The following is a 25,294-nucleotide window of genomic DNA, read 5'->3' as shown; positions in this document are numbered from 1 at the left end:
TAGGTTTACGAGTCTACACCAAACTGACAACGAAACGTATACCAATATGGCTCATTCTTCTCGCTGGACAATGTCGCAAGTCACCGAATTATTTGAAAAACCACTGCTGGATCTCCTGTTTGAAGCGCAACAGGTTCATCGTCAGCACTTCGATCCGCGGCAGGTACAGGTCAGTACGCTGTTGTCGATTAAGACCGGCGCCTGCCCGGAAGACTGCAAATATTGTCCGCAAAGTTCCCGCTATAAAACGGGTCTGGAAACGGAACGCCTGATGGAAGTGGAACAGGTACTGGACTCGGCGCGTAAGGCGAAGCAGGCCGGTTCAACGCGGTTTTGCATGGGGGCGGCGTGGAAGAACCCGCACGAGCGCGATATGCCTTACCTGGAACAGATGGTTCAGGGTGTGAAAGCGTTGGGGCTGGAAGCCTGCATGACGCTGGGAACGCTCAACGAAACTCAGGCTCAGCGCCTGGCCAACGCGGGACTGGATTACTACAACCATAACCTCGACACCTCGCCGGAGTTTTACGGCAATATCATCACTACCCGGTCTTATCAGGAACGTCTGGATACGCTGGATAAAGTGCGTGAAGCCGGGATTAAAGTCTGCTCAGGCGGTATTGTCGGATTAGGCGAAACGGTCACCGATCGCGCCGGTCTGCTGCTGCAATTAGCCAATCTGCCGACACCGCCGGAAAGCGTGCCGATCAACATGCTGGTGAAGGTGAAGGGCACGCCGCTTGCTGATAACGACGACGTCGACGCGTTTGATTTCATCCGTACCATCGCCGTGGCGCGCATCATGATGCCAACCTCTTACGTGCGTCTTTCCGCCGGGCGCGAGCAGATGAACGAGCAAACCCAGGCGATGTGCTTTATGGCCGGCGCTAACTCGATTTTCTACGGCTGCAAACTGCTGACCACGCCGAACCCGAACGAAGATAAAGATTTGCTGTTGTTCCGCAAGCTGGGTCTCAACCCGCAGCAAACGGCGGTGCTGGCGGGGGATAACGAACAACAACAACGTCTCGAGCAGGCGCTGCGTACCCCGGATACCGATGATTACTACAACGCGGCAACCGTATGACCTGGCAGCAAAAAATTGGCGATGCGCTCACGGCGCGTCGTTGCGCTGATGCGTGGCGGCAGCGCTATGCGGTGACCCAGGGCGCCGGTCGCTGGCTGCAGGCCGACGGCCGCCAGTATCTGAATTTCTCCAGCAACGACTACCTTGGCCTGAGCCACCATCCGCAGATTATCTGCGCGTGGCAGCAGGGAGCTGAACGTTTTGGCGTCGGCAGCGGCGGCTCGGGTCATGTCAGCGGGTATTCCGTGGCTCACCAGGCGCTGGAAGAAGAGCTGGCGCAGTGGCTGGGCTATTCGCGGGCGCTGTTATTTATCTCCGGTTTTGCCGCTAATCAGGCGGTGATAGCCGCATTGATGGAAAAAGACGATCGTATTGTCGCCGACAGGCTTAGCCATGCCTCGCTGTTGGAGGCCGCCAGCCTTAGCCCGGCTGTTCTACGTCGCTTTACCCATAACGATCCGCATCATCTGGAGCGTCTGCTGACTGCCCCCTGTCCGGGGCAGCAGCTCGTGGTCACTGAAGGCGTATTCAGCATGGATGGCGACAGCGCGCCGCTCGCTGAAATCCACGCGGTGGCGGAACGACACGGTGCGTGGCTGCTGGTGGACGATGCGCACGGCGTTGGCGTAACCGGTGAAGAAGGACGCGGTTCCTGCTGGCGACAGCAGGTGAAACCCGAACTGTTAGTGGTGACGTTTGGCAAAGGATTTGGCGTCAGCGGCGCGGCAATCCTGTGTTCTGACAGCGTGGCCGACTATCTGTTGCAGTTTGCCCGTCATCTGATCTACAGCACCAGTATGCCTCCGGCACAGGCTCAGGCCCTGCGCGCCGCGCTGGCGGTGATCCGCAGCCGTGAAGGTGATGAACGCCGGGAAAAGTTAGCGATGCTAATCCAGCGTTTTCGCGCTGGGGTGAATACGCCGGGCTTAACGCTGGCGAATTCAACCAGTGCTATTCAGCCGCTGATTGTTGGCGATAACCATAAAGCCTTGCAACTGGCGGACACACTACGGCAACAGGGATGTTGGGTGACGGCAATTCGCCCGCCGACGGTGCCCGCCGGTACGGCCAGATTACGGCTGACGCTGACCCAGGCGCATGAGGTGCAGGATATCGATCGTCTACTGGAGGTGTTGCATGGCGCAGGTCAATAAACGGGCGATTGCCGCCGCGTTTGGCCGCGCGGCCACCCACTATGAGCAACACGCAGAGCTACAGCGTCAAAGTGCCGATGCGTTACTGGCGTTACTGGATGGCGGCACGTTCTCGCAGGTATTGGATGCGGGCTGTGGGCCTGGACGTATGAGTCGCTACTGGCGTGAGCAGGGGAGCGAGGTTTGCGCGCTGGATCTGTCGTCGCAAATGCTGACTGAAGCGCAGCGTCACGATGTCGCCCACCATTATCTGCTGGCAGATATCGAAGACATCCCGCAGGCAAGCGCGAGCTTTGACCTGGCCTGGAGTAATCTGGCCGTACAGTGGTGTGACAACCTGCGCGGCGCGTTAAGCGAGCTTTACCGGGTGGTGCGTCCTGGCGGGACGGTGGCGTTTAGTACCCTGGCGCAGGGTTCGATGCCGGAACTTCGTCAGGCCTGGCAGGCGGTTGACGATCGGGAGCATGCCAACCGTTTTTTACCCGTGGCGCAACTGGAGAACGCCCTGTATGGCTGGGATGTTGAATACCAGTCTCATGCCGTCACGATGTGGTTTGACGATGCGTTGAGCGCCATGCGTTCGCTGAAAGGCATTGGCGCGACGCATTTGCATGATGGGCGCGAGCAACGTGTGCTGACGCGCTCACAGTTGCGCCAGTTACAGCTAGCCTGGCCCTGTCAGCAAGGGAAATATCCGCTGACCTACCATCTTTTTTTAGGAGTGATTCAACGTGGCTAAAACGTATTTTGTCACCGGGACAGATACCGAAGTCGGTAAAACTGTCGCCAGCTGTGCGCTGCTCCAGGCGGCAGGACAAATGGGGTTGCGCGCCGTTGGCTATAAGCCCGTGGCGTCGGGCAGTGAAATGACGGCTGATGGCCTGCGAAACAGCGATGCGTTGGCATTACAGCGCAATAGCGCTGTGACGGCGGACTATGCGGCGATTAATCCCTACTGCTTCGCTGAACCTACCTCGCCGCATATCATCAGCGCCGACGAAGGTCGCCCCATTCTGGCTTCCGTGATGTCTGCAGGGTTACGCACGCTTGAAGCGCAGGCTGACTGGGTACTGGTGGAGGGGGCTGGTGGATGGTTTACGCCGCTTTCGCCAACGCTGAGTTTTTCCGACTGGGTCAAAACAGAACAGTTGCCGGTGATTCTGGTGGTTGGCGTTAAGCTCGGCTGCATCAATCACGCCATTCTGACCGCCCAGGCGGTGCAGCAGGCCGGACTGACGCTTGCCGGATGGGTAGCCAATGATGTGACGCCGCCCGGCAAACGTCATGCTGAATACATGGCGACGCTAAAGCGCGTGATCCCGGCACCTTTGCTGGGGGAAATTCCCTGGCTGGCAGAAGCTCCTGAGCAGGCATCGACCGGACGTTATCTCGATCTCAGCATTTTGTCTTTGAGGGCATCAGTTGGTTGAATCGAGACGGGAAATAACGCTGGTCGCTATTGCAGTAGGCGGACAAGAAAATGGTGAAAATGCGAGCAAGATCTCGGCTCTCCCTGGCCGCCTCGTTAGCTGATAAATATCAAAAAATAGCGATAATTTTTTTTTAGCCCAGCGGAAAAGAGAGTCAGGGTGTTTTTGCCAGGCTACAGTCCACACGGGCTGGAAGCAGTTATCCACTATTCCTGTGGATAACCTTGTGCATTAGGGTTAGAAAACACAATGTAAGCGAGAGAAGACGCGGCCTGCGACTAAATTGATGCGAAAGACGGCTTGAGATAATAATCTTTAAATTACAGATAGTTAGATAAAATCAATGGCTGTCGCAGAAGTGTCATGTGTTGTCATAAAACTTTCATCGGCTCGCTTGACAAATGTTAAAAAAGGCATTGGTTTGGGGATAACACATTTTTGCTGGTGTTTTATCTTGTCTGGGGGCAAATTTTGGCCTGCAGTCACGGCTATTTTGCGGGTGTAACAGAAATATTCTGGCGCGTTACTGTTTTTTCATCCAGTATATTTTACTGGCAAAATATACGACTGCGAGTAAAATTACACACCTGCCCGCCCATTGCTTCAGGTAGCTGCTCATGAGTAAACCGTTCAAACTAAATTCCGCTTTTAAACCCTCTGGCGATCAGCCTGAGGCGATACGTCGCCTGGAAGAAGGTCTGGAGGACGGTCTGGCGCATCAGACGCTGCTGGGGGTGACGGGATCGGGGAAAACATTCACCATCGCGAATGTGATTGCGGACCTACAGCGTCCTACCATGGTGCTGGCGCCTAACAAGACGCTTGCCGCGCAGCTATATGGCGAGATGAAAGAGTTCTTTCCGGAAAACGCGGTGGAATATTTTGTCTCCTACTACGACTATTATCAGCCGGAAGCTTACGTACCGAGTTCTGATACCTTCATCGAGAAGGATGCCTCGGTCAACGAACACATTGAGCAGATGCGTCTGTCGGCGACCAAAGCGCTACTGGAACGTCGGGATGTCGTTGTGGTGGCGTCGGTTTCCGCCATTTATGGTTTGGGAGACCCGGACCTGTATCTTAAAATGATGCTGCATCTGACGGTGGGGATGATCATTGACCAGCGCGCGATCCTGCGTCGTCTGGCGGAGCTGCAATATACCCGTAACGATCAGGCATTCCAGCGCGGTACCTTCCGCGTGCGCGGTGAAGTTATCGACATTTTCCCGGCTGAATCCGACGACATTGCGCTGCGCGTGGAACTATTCGATGAGGAAGTCGAGCGTTTGTCGCTGTTTGACCCGCTTACCGGGCAGGTTGAATCGACCATTTCCCGCTATACCATCTACCCTAAAACGCACTACGTCACGCCGCGCGAACGTATCGTGCAGGCGATGGAAGAAATTAAAGTCGAGCTGGCAGACCGCCGTAAAAATCTGCTGGCGAATAACAAGTTGCTGGAAGAGCAGCGCTTAAGCCAGCGTACACAGTTCGATCTGGAAATGATGAACGAGCTGGGTTATTGCTCGGGGATTGAAAACTATTCCCGCTATCTGTCCGGACGCGGTCCAGGCGAGCCGCCGCCGACGTTGTTTGATTACCTGCCGGCTGATGGTCTGCTGGTAGTGGATGAATCCCACGTCACTATCCCGCAAATTGGCGGTATGTACCGTGGCGACCGGGCGCGTAAAGAGACCCTGGTCGAATACGGATTCCGTTTGCCCTCGGCGCTGGATAACCGCCCGCTTAAATTTGAAGAGTTCGAGGCGCTGGCTCCGCAGACCATCTACGTCTCGGCGACGCCGGGGAACTATGAGCTGGAGAAATCCGGTGATGACGTGGTTGATCAAGTAGTACGACCGACCGGCCTGCTGGATCCGGTGATAGAAGTGCGTCCGGTGGCGACGCAGGTTGACGATCTGCTGTCGGAGATCCGCACGCGTGCGGCGATTAACGAACGTGTGCTGGTCACCACGCTTACCAAACGCATGGCGGAAGACCTCACCGAATACCTCGAAGAGCACGGCGAGCGGGTGCGTTATCTGCACTCAGACATCGATACCGTGGAACGTATGGAAATCATTCGTGACCTGCGCCTGGGCGAGTTTGACGTACTGGTGGGTATCAACCTGTTACGTGAGGGCCTGGACATGCCTGAGGTCTCGCTGGTGGCGATTCTGGACGCAGACAAAGAAGGGTTCCTGCGCTCTGAACGCTCACTTATCCAGACCATCGGTCGCGCGGCGCGTAACATCAACGGCAAGGCTATACTCTACGGCGATAAAATTACCGCCTCGATGGCCAGGGCGATTGGTGAAACTGAACGTCGTCGCGAGAAGCAGCAGCGCTATAACGAAGAGCACGGTATTACGCCGCAGGGGCTGAACAAGAAAGTGGTCGATATTCTGGCGCTGGGTCAGAATATTGCGAAGACCAAGGCGAAGGGCAAAGGGAAGTCACGTGCGGGTGCGAAGTCTGACGTTGTGGAACTGGATATGACGCCAAAAGCCCTGCAGCAAAAGATTCACGAGTTGGAAGGGCAGATGATGCAGCATGCGCAGAATCTCGAATTTGAAGAGGCTGCGACGATCCGCGACCAGTTGCATCAGCTGCGCGAGTTATTTATTGCGGCATCGTAATCCTGTGCCGGATGCGGGGTAACCCCCTTATCCGGCTTACGGGGGGCTTGCGTTTGTCGGCCTGACAAGCGCAGCGCATCAGGCAACGCCACTCAGCCTAATGCCTGGACCGCTTTCTCCAGCGCGCTGTGCAGCAGCTGACGGTCATGACGGTACGGAATATCGCTGGCTTCCAGCACTTCCTGAATCACAATGCGGTCGGTAACGGCGGAAACATCTACTTTCGGGCCGACAACCACCGCGTCAATCACTTTCTTGCCAACGTACTGTTCGATGATTGCCAGCTTATCGTTAAGCGTCAGGCTGGCTGCTGGCAGGCTTAATTCGCGACCCAGGTTGCCAATGTAGACCATCCTGGCGGGTGTACGCCGTAATGCCTGCGCCAGTTCGTCGAGCAGCAGGATCGGCATCAGGCTGGTATAAAAACTGCCTGGTCCTATCAGAATCAAATCTGCTTCGGCGATTGCCTCAACCGCTTCTCGCGTGGTAGGGACTTTTGGCGACAGCATCAGTTCCTGAGGTGGGATAGTGAGCTGATCGATATTCACTTCGCCATAGACTTCATGCCCCTGATCATCAATAGCCATCAGATCCACCGGCAGCTCAGACATCGGAATTAAATGCGCATCCACCTTCAGCAGGTTGCGAATTAAATTAATAGCTTCGAGAGGCCGCACGCTGAGGTGATCGAGCGCCTTTAACATTAAATTTCCGAGGTTATGTCCGGAAAGCTCGCCATTACCGCCAAAACGGTATTCAAACATAGCGGATGCAACGCTGGGTTGGGTAATTAACTGGTTCAGGCAGTTACGCATGTCCCCCCAGGCGATGCCGCCTTCAGAACGACGAATACGCCCCGTGGAGCCGCCATTATCGGTGGTGGTGACGATACCCGTCAGTCGTGAACCTAAAGGGGAAAGTGAGGAGAGAACGCGTCCTAATCCATGCCCTCCGCCGAGAGCGACAACGCGATCTAAATCTGCCAGCGTGCGAGTGCGCATAGAGTTTCCTGATATCAATTGATCGGCGCTACAGTACCGTAAATAGCGTGTTTTCAGCAATTATCCAGTTGGCATTTGCCGAAATTAATTTTCGGCGATCTACTCCTTTCTGACGACATGCACCTGACAGCAAGATGATGTATATCAATGCAAAACTGTGGTTTTTGCTTATTCTGTAGCGAAATTGCACGATCATGCCGCTATATACGTATTTATACAGCGTAAGTGTGCTTGGCATTATCGCCATTTACACGCTAGTATCGGCATAACCACTACGTACTCAAAGTATGATGAGTATAAACACTCTAGCCTCTGCACCTGGGTCAAATGATACGGTGCTTTGGCCGTGGCAATTCTCGAACGAGATTGTCACCAGGGCGCAGGAAGAAATGACTGCGTCTCCCGTATTTGGAAAGGTGTACATGGGCTCTCAACTTACCGATGCTTTCGCGCGTAAGTTTTACTACTTACGTTTGTCGATTACCGATGTGTGTAACTTTCGTTGCACCTACTGCCTGCCGGATGGCTATAAGCCCGGCGGGGTCACCAACAACGGCTTTTTGACCGTTGATGAAATTCGCCGCGTCACCCGTGCGTTCGCCAGTCTGGGGACGGAAAAAGTGCGCCTGACAGGGGGCGAACCCTCATTACGTCGCGATTTTACCGACATTATTGCCGCCGTGCGTGAAAACGACGCTATCCGTCAGATTGCGGTAACGACCAATGGTTATCGTCTGGCGCGCGATGCCGCCGCCTGGCGCGATGCCGGGTTGACGGCACTCAACGTCAGCGTCGACAGTCTCGATGCCCGTCAGTTTCACGCCATTACCGGGCAGGACAAATTTCAGCAGGTGATGGCGGGCATTGACGCCGCCTTTGCAGCCGGTTTTGAAAAAGTCAAAGTCAACACTGTGTTGATGCGCGATGTAAACCATCATCAACTGGACACCTTCCTGGCGTGGATCCAACCTCGTCCTATTCAACTGCGTTTTATTGAACTGATGGAAACGGGGGAGGGCAGTGCACTTTTCCGTAAGCATCATATCTCAGGGCAAGTACTGCGCGATGAGCTTCTGCGTCGCGGCTGGATCCACCAGCTTCGCCTGCGCAGCGACGGTCCGGCTCAGGTTTTCTGCCATCCTGATTATGCTGGCGAAATTGGTCTGATCATGCCTTATGAGAAAGACTTTTGCGCCACCTGTAATCGTCTGCGCGTTTCCTCTGTCGGCAAGCTTCATCTGTGTTTATTTGGTGAAGGCGGCGTAAGCCTGCGTGACTTGCTGGAAGATGACGCTCAGCAATCCGCGCTGGAAGAACGCATTTCAACCGCGCTGCTGGAGAAAAAGCAGACCCACTTCCTGCATCAGAACAATACCGGTATTACGCAAAACTTATCTTACATTGGCGGCTGATCGCTAAAAGGAGTTTCCATGAGTCAGGTAAGCGCTGAATTTATCCCGACACGCATTGCTATTCTTACTGTTTCCAACCGTCGCGGCGAAGAGGATGACACCTCCGGTCACTACCTGCGTGACTCGGCGCAGGAAGCGGGCCATCAGATTGTTGACAAGGCGATTGTCAAAGAGAACCGTTATGCCATCCGTGCCCAGGTTTCCGCCTGGATTGCCAGTGACGATGTGCAGGTTGTGCTCATTACCGGCGGCACCGGACTGACCGAAGGTGACCAGGCGCCGGAAGCGTTGCAACCGCTGTTCGACAGAGAAGTTGAAGGTTTTGGCGAAGTATTCCGTATGCTCTCGTTTGAAGAGATCGGTACCGCGACGCTGCAATCCCGGGCAATTGCCGGGGTTGCGAATAAAACGCTGATTTTCGCCATGCCGGGGTCGACCAAAGCGTGCCGTACCGCCTGGGAAAATATCATTGCGCCGCAGCTTGATGCCCGTACGCGTCCGTGTAATTTCCACCCACATTTGAAGAAATAAGTATGTCGCAACTGACTCATATTAACGCCGCTGGCGAAGCCCACATGGTGGATGTCTCTGGCAAAGCAGAAACGGTACGCGAGGCGCGTGCTGAAGCATTCGTGACGATGCGCAGCGAAACGCTGGCGATGATTATCGATGGTAGCCACCATAAAGGCGACGTTTTCGCCACGGCGCGCATTGCCGGTATTCAGGCGGCCAAACGAACCTGGGATCTTATCCCGCTGTGTCATCCGCTGATGCTGAGCAAGGTCGAAGTCAACCTGCATGCCGAACCGGAACACGATCGTGTACGCATTGAGACGCTGTGTCGCCTGAGCGGGAAAACCGGTGTGGAAATGGAAGCGTTAACGGCGGCCTCCGTGGCGGCGTTGACCATCTACGACATGTGCAAAGCGGTGCAAAAGGACATGGTGATTGGTCCGGTGCGCCTGCTGGCAAAAAGCGGCGGCAAGTCGGGAGATTTTAAGGTGGATGCGCATGATTAAGGTTCTTTTCTTTGCCCAGGTCCGTGAACTGGTCAACACGGATGCTTTAGAGGTCACCGCTGAATTTCCAACGGTCGAAGCGCTGCGCCAGCATCTGGCGGCGCAAGGCGATCGTTGGGCGCTGGCGCTGGAGGACGGCAAGCTGCTGGCGGCGGTGAACCAGACGCTGGTCAGTTTTGACCATCCCCTTAATGCAGGTGATGAAGTGGCTTTCTTCCCACCGGTAACCGGAGGTTAAGATGGCTGAGACGCGAATTGTTGTTGGGCATGCGCCGTTCAGCGTTGGGGAAGAGTATCCCTGGCTTGCCGAGCGTGATGAAGACGGCGCCGTAGTGACCTTCACCGGTAAAGTGCGTAACCACAACCTCGGCGACAGTGTGCAGGCATTAACGCTGGAACACTATCCCGGCATGACCGAAAAAGCGCTGGCGGAGATTGTCGACGAGGCGCGTACGCGCTGGCCGCTCGGACGGGTGACGGTGATTCATCGCATTGGCGCGCTGTGGCCCGGCGATGAAATCGTTTTTGTTGGCGTGACCAGCGCGCATCGCAGTAGCGCGTTTGATGCCGGGCAGTTCATTATGGATTATCTGAAAACCCGCGCACCGTTCTGGAAGCGCGAGGCCACGCCGGAAGGTGAACGTTGGGTGGATGCCCGTGACAGCGATAAGCTAGCAGCAAAACGCTGGTAGAGTACAATTGTTGTAGGCTCATACTGATTCAGGAGATTGTCATGGACCGATTCCCACGATCCGATTCTATTGTGCAGGCGCGTTCCGGCCTGCAAACGTATATGGCGCAGGTTTATGGCTGGATGACCTGCGGGTTGTTGCTGACGGCGTTTATCGCCTGGTATGCGGCAAATACGCCCGCGGTGATGATGTTTGTCTTCTCCAGTAAAATCACCTTCTTTGGCCTGATTATCGCCCAACTGGCGCTGGTGTTCGTTTTGTCCGGCATGGTGCAAAAGCTGAGCGCCGGTGTGGCAACCACACTGTTTATGCTCTATTCGGCGTTAACCGGGTTAACGCTGTCGAGCATCTTCATCGTCTATACCTACTCGTCTATCGCCAGTACCTTTGTGGTCACCGGCGGGATGTTTGGCATCATGAGCCTGTACGGTTATACCACTAAGCGCGATCTCAGCGGTTTCGGCAATATGCTGTTTATGGCGCTAATCGGGATTGTGCTGGCTTCACTGGTTAACTTCTGGCTGAAGAGCGAAGCGTTGATGTGGGCGGTAACCTACATTGGGGTGATTGTGTTTGTCGGTCTGACCGCCTATGACACGCAGAAGCTGAAAAACATCGGTGAGCAGATCGATCTGCGTGACAGTTCTAATCTGCGCAAATACGCGATTCTTGGCGCACTAACGCTGTATCTGGACTTTATCAACCTGTTCCTGATGCTGCTGCGTATCTTCGGCAATCGTCGTTAATTCTCTGTTGCCGGATAAGGCATTACGCCGCATCCGGCACTATATACACCATCATTTCGCCATTGCCTTCTCGTTTTTCGCCCGCAGCTTTTTCGCCCGACTTTCCAGCAACAGGTAGCAAATAAGCGCCAGCAGCAGTGGAATAAAATAATAAAGGACGCGATACGCAAGCAGGGCGGCGATAATCTTGCCTTGAGAAGTATCTTCTCCCGCCAGCAACGCCATAAAAACCGCCTCCAGCACGCCGATCCCCGCCGGAATATGTACGATAACCCCGGCAATACTGCTCACCAGTAGCACGCCCAGCACGAAGAAATAGTTGATATCCTGACCCAGCAACAGCCAGATAATGGCTCCCATCACCATCCAGTTGGTACTGGATATCACCATTTGCGCGATGGCAAATTTCCAGGAAGGCAGCACCAGCTTTTGGCCCCTGATGGTGATGTGGCGATGTTTCGCGAAGGCGCAAAACCACAGATAAACGACAATAATCAGTAGCAGCGCAATGCCTAAAATGCGCAGCGTACCTTCATCGATATACCAATGCGCGGGCAGCTCGACCACGCCAAAGGTAAAAATAAAGCCGCCCAGCAGAATATAGCCCAGCCAGTTGGTGGTAATACTCAGTGAAAAAATCCGCGTAATAGTGCTCCCCGGCAACCCGAGGCGCGAGTAGAGCCGATAACGCATCCCAATACCGCCCACCCAGGTGCTTAACGTCAGGTTGAAGGCGTAACAGATAAACGACACCAGCATGACCTGACGTTTTGCCAACTTGTGCCCACAGTAATGTCGGCCGAGCAGGTCATAGCAGCCGTAGAGTAAATAACTGACGATTACCAGCCCCACGGCGCTGAGCAGGGCAGTCCGATTGTAATCCCGGATTACCGTCCAGACCTCTTCCCAATTGACCTTGCTGGCATAAATGACCAGCAACACGATGACGGCAATGAAAAATAGCCACGTGAGTATTTTTTTCGCTAACCGCCAGCGCGGATGTGCTTTGGCCATCAGGATTTTCCTCCGACATCCTCAGTTTGAATGCGATCCTGCGTTTCCATGGCAGGCTGTGCGGGCGGTTCTACCTCGGTCAGATGTGGTGTATGTGCGGGAAGCCAGCCGACCAGCGCCGGGAAATGGCGTAAAAAGTGGAACGCCAGCACGCTTTTGGTCAGGTTCCACCAGGTGCGTTTGGGCAGCATGGATTCATCAACCCGCTTGCAGTCCTGCGCAATAATCGGGTTCAGGTTATCGCGCAGAGTCTGGTTAAACGCACGGTCATGAATAATGAGATTCGCTTCCAGATTCAGCGATAGGCTGAGCGGGTCAAGATTGCTGGAACCTACCGTCGCCCAATGATCGTCCATCAGCGCTACCTTGCCATGCAGAGGTTTACGGCGATATTCATAGACATGGACGCCGCCTTTTACCAGATAGTTGTACAGCAGACGGGCGCCCACTTTCACAATCGGCATATCCGGTTCACCCTGCACAATGAGTTTTACCCGAACGCCGCGTCGGGCCGCTTTACGCAGGGCATGCAGAAAGCGATAACCGGGAAAGAAGTAGGCATTGGCAATGATCACTTCCCGTCTGGCCTGGGTAAGCATTTTCAAATAATGACGTTCAATATCATCGCGATGCTCTTCGTTGTCGCGCCAGACAAACAGCACCTGCGCTTCGCCAGGCCGATGATTTTCGACTGCGCGATGATGACGTCGCCACCAGCGACGTACGGCGCTCTGGCCCGGCAGATTTTCCAGTACGAATGTCAGGATGTCGGCCACGATGGGGCCTTCAACGCGTACGGCGTAATCCTGCTTGGCCTCAGGGCCGTAATCCGACATATGTTCAGCGGAATAATTGATGCCGCCGACGAAAGCGACACGGTCATCAATGACCACAATTTTGCGATGCATACGGCGAAAGAGATTGGTGCGCATGCCGAACAGACGCGGGCGCGGATCGTAATAGCGGAAAACAATGCCGGCTGCGGTTAGCTCATTAACGAAACTGTCGCTGAGGTCCGGCGAGCCATAGCCATCCAGCAGCACTTCGGCTTTAACACCGCGACGTGCTGCACTCAGCAGCGCGGCATGCAGCTGTTTTCCGACCGCATCTTCAAACCAGATGAAGGTCTCGAGGATAATTTTTTGTTGTGCCTGTTCAATGGCGTCAAACACGGCGGGGTAGTATTGATCGCCGTTTTCCAGCAGTTGAATTTGATTGCCTTCACGCCAGCCAAATTTCATAAATGAATCTCCGCACTCAGAGGGGCATGATCGGACAAATGTCGCCAGTGACGCAGCGCCAGCGTCGTTGGGGTACTGGCATTCGCGTTTTTCACATAGATCCTGTCGAGACGCAGCAGGGGAAACTGCACCGGAAACGTCCGCGCCGGGCGACCGTGGGCGCGGGTAAAGATCTCGTCAAGATCGGCATTGGCTTTCAACGGATGATTAGCTTTTTGTCGCCAATCGTTGAAATCACCGGCGACCACGACGGGCTCACCCTCAGGTAAGGCATTCACCCACTCTGCCAGCATAGCGAGTTGGGCCTGACGGTGGGCTTCACGCAAACCGAGATGGACACACATCACGTGAACCGGGTGGGAGAGCATCGGCGGCACGATGCGGCAGTACAGGACCCCGCGTTTTTCACTCGCGCCGACCGACACATCGCGATTTTCATAATGTTCAATAGGATAGCGCGACAGCACAGCGTTACCGTGATGCCCCTGCGGATACACGGCGTTACGTCCATAAGCGAAGTCGCTCCACATGGTATCCGCCAGAAATTCGTAGTGCGTGGTGTCCGGCCAGTTTTCCACATGCAGAGGATGCACCTCGTGCGCGCCCATGACCTCTTGCAGGCACACAATATCCGCACCGACCGTTCTGACGGCCTCTCGCAGCTCAGGCAAAATAAAACGCCGATTGAAGGCGGTAAACCCTTTATGAGTATTAATGGTGAGCACATTGAATGAAAACCGTTCTGTTTGTCTGGCCATGATTCTCCCGTTGGCATCACTTTCCTGATTAAAATAGTGTAGTCGTCGTCACAAAAAGATGCGGTGTTGCGGAATTTTCCGTAAAGTCCGGTACTCTGAACAATTAGTCGAAAATCCTTCAGGAGAAAAGCCATGAGGTGGCAACAACGTGTTCGTGTCGCAACGGGTCTAAGTTGCTGGCAGATTGTGTTGCATTTACTGGTAGTGGCATTGCTGGTAATGGGCTGGATGAGCGGCACGCTGGTGCACGTCGGCCTGGGATTATGCGTCGTTTACGGCGTAACGGTTTTATTAATGCTGGCCTTACAACGTCACCATGAACAGCGCTGGCGCGACGTGGCGGATGTGCTGGAAGAACTCACTACGACGTGGTATTTCGGTGCCGCGATGATTGTACTGTGGCTGCTGTCGCGCGTGCTGCAAAACAACGTCTTGCTGGCTCTGGCGGGGCTGGTGATCCTTGCCGGACCCGCCGTGGTGTCGCTGCTGGCGAAAGACAAAAAGCTACATCACCTTGCGTCGAAACATCGCATACGCCGCTGAGCCGGTTGTGGCCGCGATCACCAACAGCGGCCACAAACTTCCCCAGACAATCTTCAGACTCGCATCCTTCAGGTAAATCTGTTTCGTGATGTCCGTAAAATGGCGGATCGGGTTTATCCACGTCAGATTCTGTAACCATACCGGCATATTTTCGACCGGCGAGACGTAGCCTGAGAGCAATATCGCCGGCATCATAAAGACAAATACGCCGATAAACGCCTGCTGCTGGGTGGCGCACAGCGATGAAATCAGCAGACCAAAACCGACCAGCGACAGCCCATAAATCACCATCGTGAAATAGAACAGCCCCAGTGAACCGGCAAACGGAATGTGATAAGCCCAGATGCCGATCGCCAGCACAATGGTGGCCTGAAAAGTGGCCACAATCAGCGCGGGCACTGCCTTGCCGATGAAAATCTGCCAGGTGGTGAGCGGGGAGACCAGCAGTTGATCGAGCGTGCCCTGTTCGCGCTCGCGGGCCACCGACAGCGAGGTGACGATCATTACGCCGATGGTGGTGATCATGGCGATCAGCGACGGAACCACGAACCATTTGTAGTCCAGATTCGGGTTATACCAGTTACGCACCACCAGTTCGCTGTTGTTCGGTTTTGGCTTGCCGTCCATCAGCTCCTGCTGGTACTCCTTCACGATCTGCTGCAGGTAATTGGCGGCAATTTGCGCGCTGTTCGAGTTACGTCCATCGAGGATAATTTGCATGGGCGCTTGCTGGAAGGTATCCAGATTCCGCGAAAAGTTGGCCGGGAAGCGCACCAGCAGCAGCGCTTTTTGCGTGTCGATGGTGGGCTGGATCTCCTGTGGGCTTTTCAGTAACAGGACATGCGTAAAGGCGCTGGCGCGGGCGAAGCGCTGGGTAAGCTCCACCGAGTGTTTGCCATTGTCTTCGTTATAGATAGCGATAGTGGCGTTGGTCACTTCCAGCGTCGCGGCGAACGGGAACAGAATGACCTGAATCAGCACCGGTAAAATCAGAATGGCTCGCGTCTGCGGCTCGCGTAATAGCGATTGCAGCTCTTTACGAATTAATGTCCATAAGCGATGAAACATGCCCGTCCCCTTAATCCAGCCGACGTTTGGTTTTCAGCCACGTCAGGCCAATAAACATTACCGCCGAAGCGATTAAAAACAGCACGTTGATAATCAGCACCACCGGAATGTTGCCCGCCAAAAAAAGGCTTTGCAGGGTGCTGACGAAATAGCGCGCCGGAATAATGTAAGTCACCGCGCGGATAATCGCCGGCATGCTGTCTATCTGGAAGATAAACCCCGACAACATAATCGAGGGCAGGAAAGCGGCGTTCAGCGCAACCTGCGCGGCGTTAAATTGATTACGGGTGATGGTGGAGATAAGCAGGCCCATGCCGAGCGTACTGAGCAGGAACAGGCTGGTGATAAAAAACAGGATTAACAACGAGCCGCGATAGGGCACGCCAAGAATAAACACCGACACCAGCATACACAGCAGCATCGCCAGCATGCCTAAAAAGTAATAGGGGATCAGTTTGCACAGCAGCAGCTCGACGCGGGTAACTTCGGTAGACAACAGCGCTTCCATGGTGCCGCGCTCCCATTCACGCGCCACCACTAACGAGGTGAGGATCGCGCCAATCACCGTCATGATGATGGTTACCGCCCCGGGAATAATAAAGTGCTGGCTGATAGCCGCCGGGTTAAACCAGTAGCGGGTCTGCACATCGATTAACGGCTTAAATGATTCCCCGCGATCCTCAGCCCGCTGTTGCTGCCAAATCTGCCAGATGCCTTCGACATAACCCTGCACAAAGTTGGCGGTATTCGGTTCGCTGCCGTCAGTGATTACCTGAATAGGGGCTGTGTCGCCAGGTCGCGCCATTTGTTGGGCAAAATCTACCGGGATCACCACCAGCCCGCGAATGCGTCCGGCCTGCATTTTCTCAATCAATTCCTGACGGTTATCGCTGATGGTGGCGTCAATGTACGGCGAACCGGTCATGGTGTGGGTGAAATCCAGCGCCTCTTCGCTCTGCTGTTCGAGCAAAATTCCCACTCGCAGCTTGCTGGAGTCGAGGTTGATCCCGTAGCCGAAGATAAACAGCAGCAACAACGGGATCACCACCGCAATCAGCCAACTGCTGGGATCACGGACGATCTGGCGCGTCTCTTTTACGCACAGCGCGCGTACGCGTCGCCATGAGAGCGCGGAGTTACTCATGCGTATGCTCCTTATCCCAGTCATTGATGAGCGTAATAAACGCCTGCTCCATGGTGGGGTCCGGCGTGTCGTTATCGGCAGCCTTTGCTTTCAGGTCGTCCGGCGTGCCGCTGGCGATCAGTTTGCCGCGATAAACCAGTCCGATGCGATCGCAATATTCCGCCTCATCCATAAAGTGGGTCGTCACCATTACCGTGACGCCTTTTTCCACCATACTGTTGATATGCAACCAGAATTCTCGACGGGTAAGGGGGTCAACCCCGGAAGTGGGTTCATCGAGAAACAGGATATCTGGCTCATGCATCAGCGAGCAGGCCAGCGCCAGACGTTGTTTAAAGCCCAGCGGTAGCTCGTCGGTAGCGTGGGAGGCGATGCTTTTCAGGCCAAATGCCTCACTCATGCGATCGATCTTCTCTTTCTGCGTCCGACCGCGCAGGCCGTAAACGCCGGAGAAAAAACGCAGATTCTGTTCAACCGTCAGGTTGCCGTACAGGGAGAATTTCTGCGCCATATAGCCCAGATGCTGACGCGCTTTGCCGGAGCTAACCTTGAGATCCATATCCAGCACCAGCGCTTTGCCGGAGGTAGGAACCAGCAGACCGCACATCATTTTAAAGGTGGTGGATTTCCCGGCGCCGTTGGGGCCTAACAGGCCAAAAATCTCGCCGCGCTGCACGGCAAAGTCTACATGGTCGGTAGCGGCAAAATCGCCAAACTTTTTGGTCAACGCTTTGGCTTCGATCACCGTTTCGCCAGGCGTGCCTTCCACGGTATGCAGGATGGCGCCCAGCGGTGACTCTGATGTTCCGGCACCGCCGAGTAGATCGATAAAAGCATCCTCGAAACGGGGAGCGGTTTCGTTGATGGTTATCTCCGGCATACCGTTCGCGTCTTGAATCTGCTGGGCCGTGGCCTCTTTTTTCAGGATCAAACGGACGGATTTCCCCTGAATCATCCCGTCGCTGACCTGCGGCAGTTTTAACACGCGTTGCAACAGTCGGCGGTTATTTTCCTGCGGGCTGCTCATTAAAAAACTGCGTCCGGCCATCGTCTGCGTAAGCTGGGTCGGATCGCCCTGATACAGCAATTCGCCTTCATTCATCAGCAGCACATCACGACACTGTTCGGCTTCATCCAGATAGGAGGTACTCCAGAGGATCAGCATCCCGTCGCCCGCCAGTTCATGGACCATTTGCCACAACTCGCGGCGGGATATCGGGTCGACGCCCACGCCGGGTTCATCCAGCAGCAACACTTTGGGCTCGCCCACCAGCGTACAGGCAAGCCCGAGCTTCTGTTTCATGCCTCCGGAAAGCTTGCCTGCCAGTCGTCCGGTAAACGGACCCAGCGAGGTAAATTCCAGTAACCGGGCAAAGGTTTTTTCTCGCACGTCGCCGGTGACGCTGCGCAAATCGGCATAGAGATTGAGGTTCTCCATGACCGTCAAATCTTCGTACAGGCCAAATTTCTGCGGCATATAACCCAGCACGGCGTGGAGGGCGCTGTCGTCTTTGATGGGATCAAAGCCAATTACCGCCGCACTTCCGGCGTCGGGTTTTAACAAACCCGCCAGCATCCGCATCAGCGTGGTTTTGCCCGCGCCGTCCGGCCCGACAAGCCCGGTCACGTAGCCGGCATGAACGGTACAGTCGAGCGGGGCGACGGCCGGTTTTTCCATTCCGGCAAAGTTTTTCGTCAACCCATTCAGCGTAATGACGGCGTCAGTCATGCCGTGCCTCATCGCCAAACTTTATTGTTACCGGCATCCCCTGGCGCAGCGCATCGTCTGCGTCGGTCACCACAATGCGCAGACGATAAACCAGGTCGGTGCGCAGGTCAGGGGTCTCGACCGTTTTCGGGGTAAACTCGGCGGTAGGCGACACGAAGCCAATTTTACCGTGATAAGGCTTGTCCGGGCGGCCATCGGTGTAGAGCAGGATTTCGCGTCCTGGCTGCGCCTGGCTCAGATTTCGTTCGTCAACGTAGGCGCGAATCCAGACCGGACGCGTGAGTGATAGCGTCAGTACCGTGCCTCCTTCGTTCAGCATACTACCCGGTTCAACCGCCCGGGTGAGAATCGTGCCGTCAGACGGAGAGGTTAACGTGGTGTCATGCAAATTCAGTTCAGCCTGCGCCAGCTCAGCTTGTGCTTGTTCGAGCGTGGCTTTCGCCTGTTCAATATCCTGCACACGATTACCGCTGCGATACTGGGCTAGTTTATCCTGCGCGGATTTCAGTGAGGCCAGCGCCTGGTCACGTGATGAACGGGCGTTTTCCAGATCGTTAGCGGAGATGGTGCGGCTTTTCCACAGTCCTACCTGTCGATTGTAAAAGTTTTGCGCATAATCATAGGCGGCCTGCGCCTGTTTGACCGCCGCTGCGGTTTGCGCAATCTCTTCTTCACGATAACCGGCCAGCATCAGATCGTACTGTGCCTGGGCGGCGGCAACATTCGCTTTTGCCTGCATTAGCGCGTTTTCATACGGCGCGTGGTCCAGTTCGCCCAGCACCTGACCGGCGGTAATGGCGTCGCCTTCGTCAACCGCCAGCGAGGCCAGCCTGCCGCCGACGCGAAAACTCAGATTGACGCTACGGATATCGACGTTGCCGTAGAGCGTCAGACCGTTATCTTGCCGACTTTGATACCACCACGTTCCACCAGCAATCACGGCAACGAGGGCCGCGATAACCAGCCCGAGAACGACAGGTTTTTTCATGACTCCAGACTCCTTTGCGTTAAACCTTGCAGAATAAGATCGATGTGACAGGTAACGGTGTGCTCAATCAGCGCGGTTTTATCCTCATCAAATTGTGACCAGCCCGTACGCAACAGAATAGTTTCTTTCCCCAGACGAAAGGCCAGCACCTCGCCAAGTATGGCGTGGGTGTGCAGAATCATTTGGGTATCGTTGGCATCGCGACCAGTATAGGCAGCAATCAGGCGCGTCAGGTGGGTATGCAGCGGATTGATAACCTGGTCGTGCACCAGTTGATAAGCCGCGGTGGGTGAAAGCTGTTCGCGCGAGATAAATTTGCTCAGGTTAACGGTGTCGTCCTGGGTTAACAGCATGATCATATTTTTACAGGCGCGCAGGATAAGTTCGCGCATCGCGCCACGATCGGGCTCCGGCTGAGCAAACAGACGCTCGGCTTCTTCCGCGTGCGGGCGAAACTGTGAGCCAATAAAATCGGCAATCCACTGGGCGCAGGCGAGGTATAAATCCTCTTTTGAGCCAAAATAGTAGGTGATGGCCGCAATGTTTTGTCCGGCCTGCGCGGCGATATCGCGCGTTGTGGCGTGCAGACCATACTCGCCAAACTGCGCCAGCGCGGCGGCAATGAGCTGGTTTTTCGCTTGTTCGCCTTTGGTTGTCATGGTGGGTGTATTCATTGCGCGGCTCTGATCTTAATCAATCGATTGATTAAGATTATGACTGATGTGCAACCTTGTCCAGTCCGCGAGGTTAATTTCTGTTGAAGGGATAATTTATGCGGTACATCACAAAAACTGCTACACTCCGCCCCTTCATGACATTGTGGTTTTTGTCATCTCTATTGTGTGTATCTCCCTGAAAACGACACCGGTAACGGTCAGGGCGGTTCGGAGTTGTTATGTCTTTTGATTCCCTTGGTTTGAACCCTGAGATTTTACGTGCCGTTGCCGAGCAGGGTTACCGTGAACCTACCCCTATTCAGCAGCAGGCGATCCCCGCCGTGCTGGAAGGCCGCGATCTGATGGCCAGCGCCCAGACCGGTACGGGGAAAACAGCAGGCTTTACCCTGCCGTTGTTGCAGCATCTTGTGACTCATCAGCCGCATGGTAAAAGCCGTCGTCCGGTTCGCGCGCTGATCCTCACGCCCACTCGCGAACTGGCGGCTCAGATTGGCGAAAACGTACGTGATTACAGTAAGTATCTCAATATTCGCTCGCTGGTGGTTTTCGGCGGTGTCAGCATTAACCCACAGATGATGAAGCTGCGTGGCGGCGTAGATGTGCTAATTGCCACCCCGGGTCGTTTGCTCGATCTGGAACACCAGAATGCGGTGAAACTGGATCAGGTTGAGATCCTGGTGCTGGATGAAGCTGACCGCATGCTGGATATGGGCTTTATTCATGACATTCGTCGCGTTCTGGCGAAACTGCCGGCAAAACGCCAGAACCTGCTGTTCTCGGCAACGTTCTCTGACGATATTAAATCGCTGGCCGAAAAGCTGCTGCACAACCCGCTGGAAATTGAAGTGGCGCGTCGTAATACCGCGTCCGAGCAGGTGACTCAGCATGTGCATTTCGTGGATAAAAAACGCAAACGTGAACTGTTGTCGCAGATGATTGGTCAGGGCAACTGGCAGCAGGTGCTGGTGTTTACCCGTACCAAACACGGTGCGAACCATCTGGCGGAACAACTGAATAAAGACGGCATCCGCAGCGCGGCGATCCACGGTAACAAATCTCAGGGGGCGCGTACGCGTGCGCTGGCCGATTTTAAATCCGGTGATATTCGCGTGCTGGTGGCGACCGATATTGCCGCGCGCGGGCTGGATATTGAAGAGCTGCCGCACGTGGTGAACTACGAGTTGCCAAACGTCCCGGAAGATTACGTGCACCGTATTGGTCGTACCGGCCGCGCCGCCGCCACCGGCGAAGCGTTGTCTCTGGTGTGCGTCGATGAACACAAACTGTTGCGTGATATCGAGAAGCTGCTGAAAAAAGAGATCCCGCGTATTGCAACGCCAGGCTACGAGCCAGACCCGTCTATCAAAGCTGAGCCGATTCAGAACGGTCGCCAGCAGCGTGGCGGCGGTCGCGGCCAGGGCGGAGCAGGACGTGGCCAGCAGCCGCGTCGTCAGGATGGCGGTGCGCCAAAAGCGAAACCGCGTAGCGGCGAAGGCAAACCGGCAGGCGATAAACCTCGTCCACCGCGCCGTCCGCGCAGACCGTCTTCAGCGCAGTAATTGCGAGCCCGGCCGAAAGGTCGGGCTTTTCTTTTTGCGACACGTTTCAGAAAGTGCCACAATAGTGGCTGTTTATACAGTATTTCAGGTTTTCTCATGGCACTTACGGCTGCGCTGAAAGCGCAAATTGCCGCCTGGTACAAGGCGCTTCAGGAACAGATCCCCGACTTTATCCCCCGCGCACCGCAGCGGCAGATGATTGCTGACGTTGCGAAAACGCTCTCCGGGGAAGAAGGGCGGCATCTGGCGATTGAAGCGCCGACAGGGGTGGGGAAAACCCTGTCCTATTTAATTCCGGGAATCGCCATTGCCCGGGAAGAACAAAAAACGCTGGTGGTGAGTACCGCCAACGTCGCCTTGCAGGATCAGATCTACAGCAAAGATCTGCCGTTACTGCGCAAAATTATTCCTGACCTGCGTTTTACCGCCGCGTTCGGTCGTGGGCGCTATGTCTGCCCGCGTAACTTAGCGGCGCTTGCCAGTACCGAACCTAATCAGCAGGATCTGCTGGCTTTTCTCGACGATGACCTGACGCCAAATAACCAGGAAGAGCAAAAGCGCTGCGCCAGGCTGAAAGGCGACCTCGACACCTATAAATGGGACGGGCTGCGCGATCACACGGATATCGCTATTGATGACGGACTCTGGCAACGCCTGAGCACCGATAAGGCCAGCTGTCTGAATCGTAATTGTCACTATTATCGTGAATGTCCTTTTTTTGTCGCCCGCCGTGAGATTCAGGAAGCCGAAGTGGTGGTTGCCAACCATGCGCTGGTGATGGCCGCCATGGAAAGTGAAGCTGTTTTGCCGGAGCCGAAAAACCTGCTGCTGGTGCTTGATGAAGGACACCACTTGCCGGACGTTGCGCGCGATGCGCTGGAGATGAGTGCGGAAATCAGCGCTCCCTGGTATCGACTGCAGTTGGATCTGTTTTGTAAGTTTGTGGCTACCTGCCTTGAGCAGTTTCGCCCCAAAACCACGCCGCCGTTGGCAAATGCTGAGCGTCTGAACGGCCACTGCGAAGAACTGTATGAACTGATTTCTTCACTTAACAATATTCTTAATCTGTATATGCCTGCCACCCAGGAAGCAGAACACCGTTTTGCGATGGGTGAACTGCCAGCGGAAGTAATGGAGATATGTCAGCGCCTGGCGAAGCTCACAGAAATGCTGCGCGGTCTGGCTGAACTGTTCCTCAACGATCTCAGCGAAAAAACCGGCACTCACGATATTGTGCGTCTGCATCGGGTTATTTTGCAGATGAACCGGGCGCTGGGTATGTTCGAAGCGCAAAGCAAGCTGTGGCGGCTGGCCTCGCTGGCGCAGTCGTCAGGCGCTCCGGTGAGTAAATGGGCGACGCGTGAAGTGCGTGACGGGCAGATCCACGTCTGGTTCCACTGCGTGGGGATCCGCGTGAGCGATCAACTGGAAAGACTGCTGTGGCGCAGCGTACCACATATTATCGTTACCTCCGCCACACTGCGCTCGCTCAACAGCTTTTCGCGTCTACAGGAGATGAGCGGCCTCAAAGAAAAGGCCGGTGACCGCTTCGTCGCGCTGGATTCTCCGTTTAATCATGTTGAGCAAGGCAAAATTGTTATTCCTCAGATGCGCTACGAACCGTTGATAGAGAACGAAGAGCAGCATATTGCGGAAATGGCTGCCTATTTTCGCGAACAGCTGGAAAGCAAAAAGCATCAGGGCATGCTGGTGCTGTTTGCCAGCGGTCGGGCGATGCAGCGTTTTCTTGAGCACGTCGCCGATCTACGTCTGCTGTTGCTGGTCCAGGGCGATCAGCCGCGTTATCGTCTGGTGGAGCTACACCGCAAACGGATACAAAACGGTGAGCGTAGCGTGCTGGTGGGTCTGCAATCTTTTGCCGAAGGTCTGGATTTGAAAGGCGACCTGCTGACGCAGGTGCATATTCATAAAATCGCCTTTCCGCCAATCGACAGCCCGGTAGTGATCACCGAGGGTGAGTGGCTGAAAAGCCTGAATCGTTATCCTTTCGAAGTACAGAGTTTACCGGCCGCATCGTTTAATTTAATCCAGCAGGTCGGGCGACTCATCCGTAGCCACGGCTGCTGGGGGGAAGTGGTTATTTATGACAAGCGTTTATTGACCAAAAACTACGGCAAGCGTTTACTGAATGCGTTACCCATATTTCCGATAGAGCAACCTGCTGTGCCAGACGTTATAGTAAAACCAAAAGAAAAAGCGAAACCCACGCGCCGCCGCAGGCGTTAACGATGTGAGCAACAGCAAGGAGTTATCGATGGATTACCGCAAAATCATCAAAGAGATTGGGCGAGGGAAAAATCACGCGCGTGACCTGGATAAGGATACTGCTCGCGGACTGTATACCCATATGCTGAACGGCGATGTACCGGAGCTTGAGATGGGCGGCGTACTGATTGCGCTACGTATTAAAGGCGAGGGTGAAGCGGAGATGCTGGGCTTTTACGAAGCGATGCAGAACCATACTATTCGCTTGACGCCGCCGGTTGCTAAACCCATGCCCATTGTTATTCCCAGCTATAATGGCGCACGCAAGCAGGCGAATCTGACTCCGTTGCTGGCAATTTTACTGCACAAGCTGGGCTTCCCGGTAGTGGTGCACGGCGTCAGTGAAGATCCAACCCGCGTGCTGACAGAAACCATTTTCGAACTGATGGGCATTACGCCAACGCGGCATGCGGGGCAGGCACAGGCAAAACTCGATGGTCATGAGCCGGTGTTTATCCCGGTGAGCGCGCTGTGTCCTCCGCTGGAGAAACAGCTGGCGATGCGCTGGAGAATGGGCGTGCGTAACAGCGCGCATACGCTGGCTAAACTCGCCACGCCGTTTGCTGAAGATGCCGCGCTGCGTCTTGCCAGCGTGTCGCATCCGGAATATGTATCGCGCGTGGCGAAATTCTTTAGCGACATCGGTGGCCGTGGCCTGTTGATGCACGGTACAGAAGGCGAGGTGTATGCCAACCCGCAGCGCTGTCCGCAGATAAGCCTGATCGATTCATCCGGTGTGCGAGTGTTGCAGGAGCGTCAGAGTGAGATGCCCGACGAGCCGGTACCGCTGCCAGTGGCAAAAGATCCGGAAACTACCGCGCGCTGGATTGAACGTTGTCTGGCCGGTAGCGAGCCTGTTCCGGCCTCGTTGAAAATTCAGATGGCCTGCTGTCTGGTCGCAACCGGCGAATCTTCCTCGCTGGCTGAAGGCCTTGCTCGCGTCGGGCAAAGCTTCTAATTTTCTTGTTCCCCCCGACAGGTCATTTACCAGGCCTGTCGGTTCATCCTTTGCATCAACGTGAAATTTCTGCACGTTTATTGATCTCCTGACTGCTGTGGCGCAGCATAGTTTGTTGAAAAATAAGAAACACAACAAACACGCGACAC

General features: G+C 54.9%; 24 protein-coding genes and 1 riboswitch. Of the genes, 15 read left to right on the top strand and 9 right to left on the bottom strand.

Going from position 1 to position 25,294, the window contains the following annotated elements; all coding sequences use genetic code 11:
- The first annotated feature begins 46 nt into the window (after positions 1–46).
- From bioB to uvrB, 5 genes are all read left to right on the top strand, one after another.
- A complete protein-coding gene (gene bioB, locus OGV69_RS20870) occupies positions 47–1,087 on the top strand; it encodes a biotin synthase BioB (protein WP_069323198.1) in 1,041 nt (346 codons plus the stop codon).
- Positions 1,084–2,241 (top strand): 8-amino-7-oxononanoate synthase, encoded by a 1,158-nt coding sequence (gene bioF, locus OGV69_RS20865; RefSeq protein ID WP_069323199.1) that lies wholly within the window; start codon positions 1,084–1,086, stop codon positions 2,239–2,241. The genes bioB and bioF overlap by 4 nt, the downstream gene beginning before the upstream one ends.
- Positions 2,225–2,980, top strand: coding sequence for a malonyl-ACP O-methyltransferase BioC (gene bioC / locus OGV69_RS20860; protein ID WP_069323200.1), 756 nt, complete (start codon positions 2,225–2,227; stop codon positions 2,978–2,980). The genes bioF and bioC overlap by 17 nt, the downstream gene beginning before the upstream one ends.
- On the top strand, positions 2,973–3,671 hold the full coding sequence (gene bioD, locus OGV69_RS20855; RefSeq protein ID WP_069323201.1) for a dethiobiotin synthase: 699 nt from the start codon (positions 2,973–2,975) through the stop codon (positions 3,669–3,671). The genes bioC and bioD overlap by 8 nt, the downstream gene beginning before the upstream one ends.
- A gap of 617 nt (positions 3,672–4,288) precedes the next feature.
- Positions 4,289–6,310 carry an excinuclease ABC subunit UvrB gene (gene uvrB / locus OGV69_RS20850; protein WP_038639047.1) on the top strand — a complete coding sequence of 674 codons (2,022 nt, stop codon included), beginning with the start codon at positions 4,289–4,291 and terminating at the stop codon, positions 6,308–6,310.
- 92 nt (positions 6,311–6,402) lie between these two features.
- On the opposite strand, the gene yvcK is transcribed toward uvrB, so the two are convergent.
- Positions 6,403–7,311 carry a uridine diphosphate-N-acetylglucosamine-binding protein YvcK gene (yvcK, locus tag OGV69_RS20845; RefSeq protein ID WP_038639050.1) on the bottom strand — a complete coding sequence of 303 codons (909 nt, stop codon included), beginning with the start codon at positions 7,309–7,311 and terminating at the stop codon, positions 6,403–6,405.
- Positions 7,312–7,600: 289 nt separating this feature from the next.
- A riboswitch (molybdenum cofactor riboswitch) is annotated at positions 7,601–7,746 on the top strand.
- Here yvcK and moaA point away from each other — a divergent pair.
- From moaA to OGV69_RS20815, 6 genes are all read left to right on the top strand, one after another.
- The gene (gene moaA, locus OGV69_RS20840; protein ID WP_069323202.1) at positions 7,734–8,723 is read left to right on the top strand and encodes a GTP 3',8-cyclase MoaA; all 990 of its coding nucleotides are present in this window, start codon (positions 7,734–7,736) and stop codon (positions 8,721–8,723) included. (Overlaps the previous riboswitch by 13 nt.)
- Before the next feature lie 18 nt (positions 8,724–8,741).
- The gene (gene moaB, locus OGV69_RS20835) at positions 8,742–9,254 is read left to right on the top strand and encodes a molybdenum cofactor biosynthesis protein B (RefSeq protein ID WP_003035187.1); all 513 of its coding nucleotides are present in this window, start codon (positions 8,742–8,744) and stop codon (positions 9,252–9,254) included.
- Between the two features lie 2 nt (positions 9,255–9,256).
- The gene (gene moaC, locus OGV69_RS20830; RefSeq protein WP_061381915.1) at positions 9,257–9,742 is read left to right on the top strand and encodes a cyclic pyranopterin monophosphate synthase MoaC; all 486 of its coding nucleotides are present in this window, start codon (positions 9,257–9,259) and stop codon (positions 9,740–9,742) included.
- Entirely contained in the window at positions 9,735–9,980 is a 246-nt protein-coding gene (gene moaD, locus OGV69_RS20825; protein WP_038639062.1) for a molybdopterin synthase sulfur carrier subunit, read from the top strand. The genes moaC and moaD overlap by 8 nt, the downstream gene beginning before the upstream one ends.
- 1 nt (position 9,981) lies before the next feature.
- Positions 9,982–10,434 carry a molybdopterin synthase catalytic subunit MoaE gene (gene moaE / locus OGV69_RS20820; RefSeq protein WP_038639065.1) on the top strand — a complete coding sequence of 151 codons (453 nt, stop codon included), beginning with the start codon at positions 9,982–9,984 and terminating at the stop codon, positions 10,432–10,434.
- A 41-nt stretch (positions 10,435–10,475) separates the two neighbouring features.
- Entirely contained in the window at positions 10,476–11,180 is a 705-nt protein-coding gene (locus OGV69_RS20815) for a Bax inhibitor-1/YccA family protein (protein ID WP_038639068.1), read from the top strand.
- A 51-nt stretch (positions 11,181–11,231) separates the two neighbouring features.
- Here OGV69_RS20815 and OGV69_RS20810 read toward each other — a convergent pair whose 3' ends face one another.
- Genes OGV69_RS20810 through OGV69_RS20800 form a run of 3 tightly spaced genes read right to left on the bottom strand, consistent with a single transcriptional unit; the run spans position 11,232 to position 14,193 of the window.
- Positions 11,232–12,194 (bottom strand): lysylphosphatidylglycerol synthase domain-containing protein, encoded by a 963-nt coding sequence (locus tag OGV69_RS20810; RefSeq protein ID WP_038639070.1) that lies wholly within the window; start codon positions 12,192–12,194, stop codon positions 11,232–11,234.
- Positions 12,194–13,435: a cardiolipin synthase ClsB gene (clsB, locus tag OGV69_RS20805; protein ID WP_038639075.1), complete on the bottom strand. Its 1,242-nt coding sequence runs from the start codon at positions 13,433–13,435 to the stop codon at positions 12,194–12,196. Before clsB ends, OGV69_RS20810 begins: the two co-directional genes overlap by 1 nt.
- Positions 13,432–14,193, bottom strand: coding sequence for an endonuclease/exonuclease/phosphatase family protein (locus tag OGV69_RS20800; RefSeq protein WP_069323204.1), 762 nt, complete (start codon positions 14,191–14,193; stop codon positions 13,432–13,434). Before OGV69_RS20800 ends, clsB begins: the two co-directional genes overlap by 4 nt.
- Positions 14,194–14,325: 132 nt before the next feature.
- Here OGV69_RS20800 and OGV69_RS20795 point away from each other — a divergent pair, with 132 nt between their 5' ends.
- Positions 14,326–14,736 (top strand): YbhQ family protein, encoded by a 411-nt coding sequence (locus tag OGV69_RS20795; protein WP_006685384.1) that lies wholly within the window; start codon positions 14,326–14,328, stop codon positions 14,734–14,736.
- Here the strand turns inward: OGV69_RS20795 and OGV69_RS20790 are convergent.
- Genes OGV69_RS20790 through cecR form a run of 5 tightly spaced genes read right to left on the bottom strand, consistent with a single transcriptional unit; the run spans position 14,698 to position 20,339 of the window.
- Positions 14,698–15,804: an ABC transporter permease gene (locus OGV69_RS20790; protein ID WP_003831543.1), complete on the bottom strand. Its 1,107-nt coding sequence runs from the start codon at positions 15,802–15,804 to the stop codon at positions 14,698–14,700. The two genes, OGV69_RS20795 and OGV69_RS20790, sit on opposite strands and share 39 nt — an antisense overlap.
- 10 nt (positions 15,805–15,814) lie before the next feature.
- The gene (locus OGV69_RS20785; protein WP_038639081.1) at positions 15,815–16,948 is read right to left on the bottom strand and encodes an ABC transporter permease; all 1,134 of its coding nucleotides are present in this window, start codon (positions 16,946–16,948) and stop codon (positions 15,815–15,817) included.
- Positions 16,941–18,677 carry an ATP-binding cassette domain-containing protein gene (locus OGV69_RS20780; RefSeq protein WP_085047471.1) on the bottom strand — a complete coding sequence of 579 codons (1,737 nt, stop codon included), beginning with the start codon at positions 18,675–18,677 and terminating at the stop codon, positions 16,941–16,943. Before OGV69_RS20780 ends, OGV69_RS20785 begins: the two co-directional genes overlap by 8 nt.
- Positions 18,670–19,665 carry a secretion protein HlyD gene (gene hlyD, locus OGV69_RS20775; protein WP_069323206.1) on the bottom strand — a complete coding sequence of 332 codons (996 nt, stop codon included), beginning with the start codon at positions 19,663–19,665 and terminating at the stop codon, positions 18,670–18,672. Before hlyD ends, OGV69_RS20780 begins: the two co-directional genes overlap by 8 nt.
- Positions 19,662–20,339: a transcriptional regulator CecR gene (gene cecR, locus OGV69_RS20770; protein WP_061381910.1), complete on the bottom strand. Its 678-nt coding sequence runs from the start codon at positions 20,337–20,339 to the stop codon at positions 19,662–19,664. The genes hlyD and cecR overlap by 4 nt, the downstream gene beginning before the upstream one ends.
- Positions 20,340–20,560: 221 nt before the next feature.
- Here cecR and rhlE point away from each other — a divergent pair, with 221 nt between their 5' ends.
- The 3 genes from rhlE to ybiB all read left to right on the top strand — a co-directional run bounded on the left by rhlE (position 20,561) and on the right by ybiB (position 25,145).
- A complete protein-coding gene (rhlE, locus tag OGV69_RS20765) occupies positions 20,561–21,901 on the top strand; it encodes an ATP-dependent RNA helicase RhlE (RefSeq protein ID WP_069323207.1) in 1,341 nt (446 codons plus the stop codon).
- A gap of 96 nt (positions 21,902–21,997) precedes the next feature.
- Positions 21,998–24,148, top strand: a complete 2,151-nt coding sequence (dinG, locus tag OGV69_RS20760; protein WP_069323208.1) for an ATP-dependent DNA helicase DinG — start codon at positions 21,998–22,000, stop codon at positions 24,146–24,148.
- A 28-nt stretch (positions 24,149–24,176) separates the two neighbouring features.
- Positions 24,177–25,145, top strand: coding sequence for a DNA-binding protein YbiB (ybiB, locus tag OGV69_RS20755; RefSeq protein WP_069323209.1), 969 nt, complete (start codon positions 24,177–24,179; stop codon positions 25,143–25,145).
- Positions 25,146–25,294 lie beyond the last annotated feature (149 nt).

Source organism: Citrobacter sp. Cc139 (assembly GCF_030334645.1).
Classification (GTDB): domain Bacteria; phylum Pseudomonadota; class Gammaproteobacteria; order Enterobacterales; family Enterobacteriaceae; genus Citrobacter; species Citrobacter werkmanii.
Note: the sequence above shows the minus strand (reverse complement) of the source record. Positions and strands in the feature narration are given on the sequence as shown.

Bases quoted from the DNA above. Each gene is read 5' to 3' on its own strand.
- bioF (WP_069323199.1), top strand. From the start codon at position 1,084: ATGACCTGGCAGCAAAAAATTGGCGATGCGCTCACGGCGCGTCGTTGC.
- OGV69_RS20810 (WP_038639070.1), bottom strand. From the start codon at position 12,194: ATGGCCAAAGCACATCCGCGCTGGCGGTTAGCGAAAAAAATACTCACG.
- OGV69_RS20785 (WP_038639081.1), bottom strand. From the start codon at position 16,948: ATGAGTAACTCCGCGCTCTCATGGCGACGCGTACGCGCGCTGTGCGTA.
- moaD (WP_038639062.1), top strand. From the start codon at position 9,735: ATGATTAAGGTTCTTTTCTTTGCCCAGGTCCGTGAACTGGTCAACACG.
- bioC (WP_069323200.1), top strand. From the start codon at position 2,225: ATGGCGCAGGTCAATAAACGGGCGATTGCCGCCGCGTTTGGCCGCGCG.
- moaC (WP_061381915.1), top strand. From the start codon at position 9,257: ATGTCGCAACTGACTCATATTAACGCCGCTGGCGAAGCCCACATGGTG.
- OGV69_RS20800 (WP_069323204.1), bottom strand. From the start codon at position 14,193: ATGGCCAGACAAACAGAACGGTTTTCATTCAATGTGCTCACCATTAAT.
- bioB (WP_069323198.1), top strand. From the start codon at position 47: ATGGCTCATTCTTCTCGCTGGACAATGTCGCAAGTCACCGAATTATTT.
- moaB (WP_003035187.1), top strand. From the start codon at position 8,742: ATGAGTCAGGTAAGCGCTGAATTTATCCCGACACGCATTGCTATTCTT.
- clsB (WP_038639075.1), bottom strand. From the start codon at position 13,435: ATGAAATTTGGCTGGCGTGAAGGCAATCAAATTCAACTGCTGGAAAAC.
- ybiB (WP_069323209.1), top strand. From the start codon at position 24,177: ATGGATTACCGCAAAATCATCAAAGAGATTGGGCGAGGGAAAAATCAC.
- moaA (WP_069323202.1), top strand. From the start codon at position 7,734: ATGGGCTCTCAACTTACCGATGCTTTCGCGCGTAAGTTTTACTACTTA.
- OGV69_RS20780 (WP_085047471.1), bottom strand. From the start codon at position 18,677: ATGACTGACGCCGTCATTACGCTGAATGGGTTGACGAAAAACTTTGCC.
- dinG (WP_069323208.1), top strand. From the start codon at position 21,998: ATGGCACTTACGGCTGCGCTGAAAGCGCAAATTGCCGCCTGGTACAAG.
- OGV69_RS20790 (WP_003831543.1), bottom strand. From the start codon at position 15,804: ATGTTTCATCGCTTATGGACATTAATTCGTAAAGAGCTGCAATCGCTA.
- cecR (WP_061381910.1), bottom strand. From the start codon at position 20,339: ATGAATACACCCACCATGACAACCAAAGGCGAACAAGCGAAAAACCAG.
- uvrB (WP_038639047.1), top strand. From the start codon at position 4,289: ATGAGTAAACCGTTCAAACTAAATTCCGCTTTTAAACCCTCTGGCGAT.
- OGV69_RS20815 (WP_038639068.1), top strand. From the start codon at position 10,476: ATGGACCGATTCCCACGATCCGATTCTATTGTGCAGGCGCGTTCCGGC.
- yvcK (WP_038639050.1), bottom strand. From the start codon at position 7,311: ATGCGCACTCGCACGCTGGCAGATTTAGATCGCGTTGTCGCTCTCGGC.
- OGV69_RS20795 (WP_006685384.1), top strand. From the start codon at position 14,326: ATGAGGTGGCAACAACGTGTTCGTGTCGCAACGGGTCTAAGTTGCTGG.
- hlyD (WP_069323206.1), bottom strand. From the start codon at position 19,665: ATGAAAAAACCTGTCGTTCTCGGGCTGGTTATCGCGGCCCTCGTTGCC.
- moaE (WP_038639065.1), top strand. From the start codon at position 9,982: ATGGCTGAGACGCGAATTGTTGTTGGGCATGCGCCGTTCAGCGTTGGG.
- rhlE (WP_069323207.1), top strand. From the start codon at position 20,561: ATGTCTTTTGATTCCCTTGGTTTGAACCCTGAGATTTTACGTGCCGTT.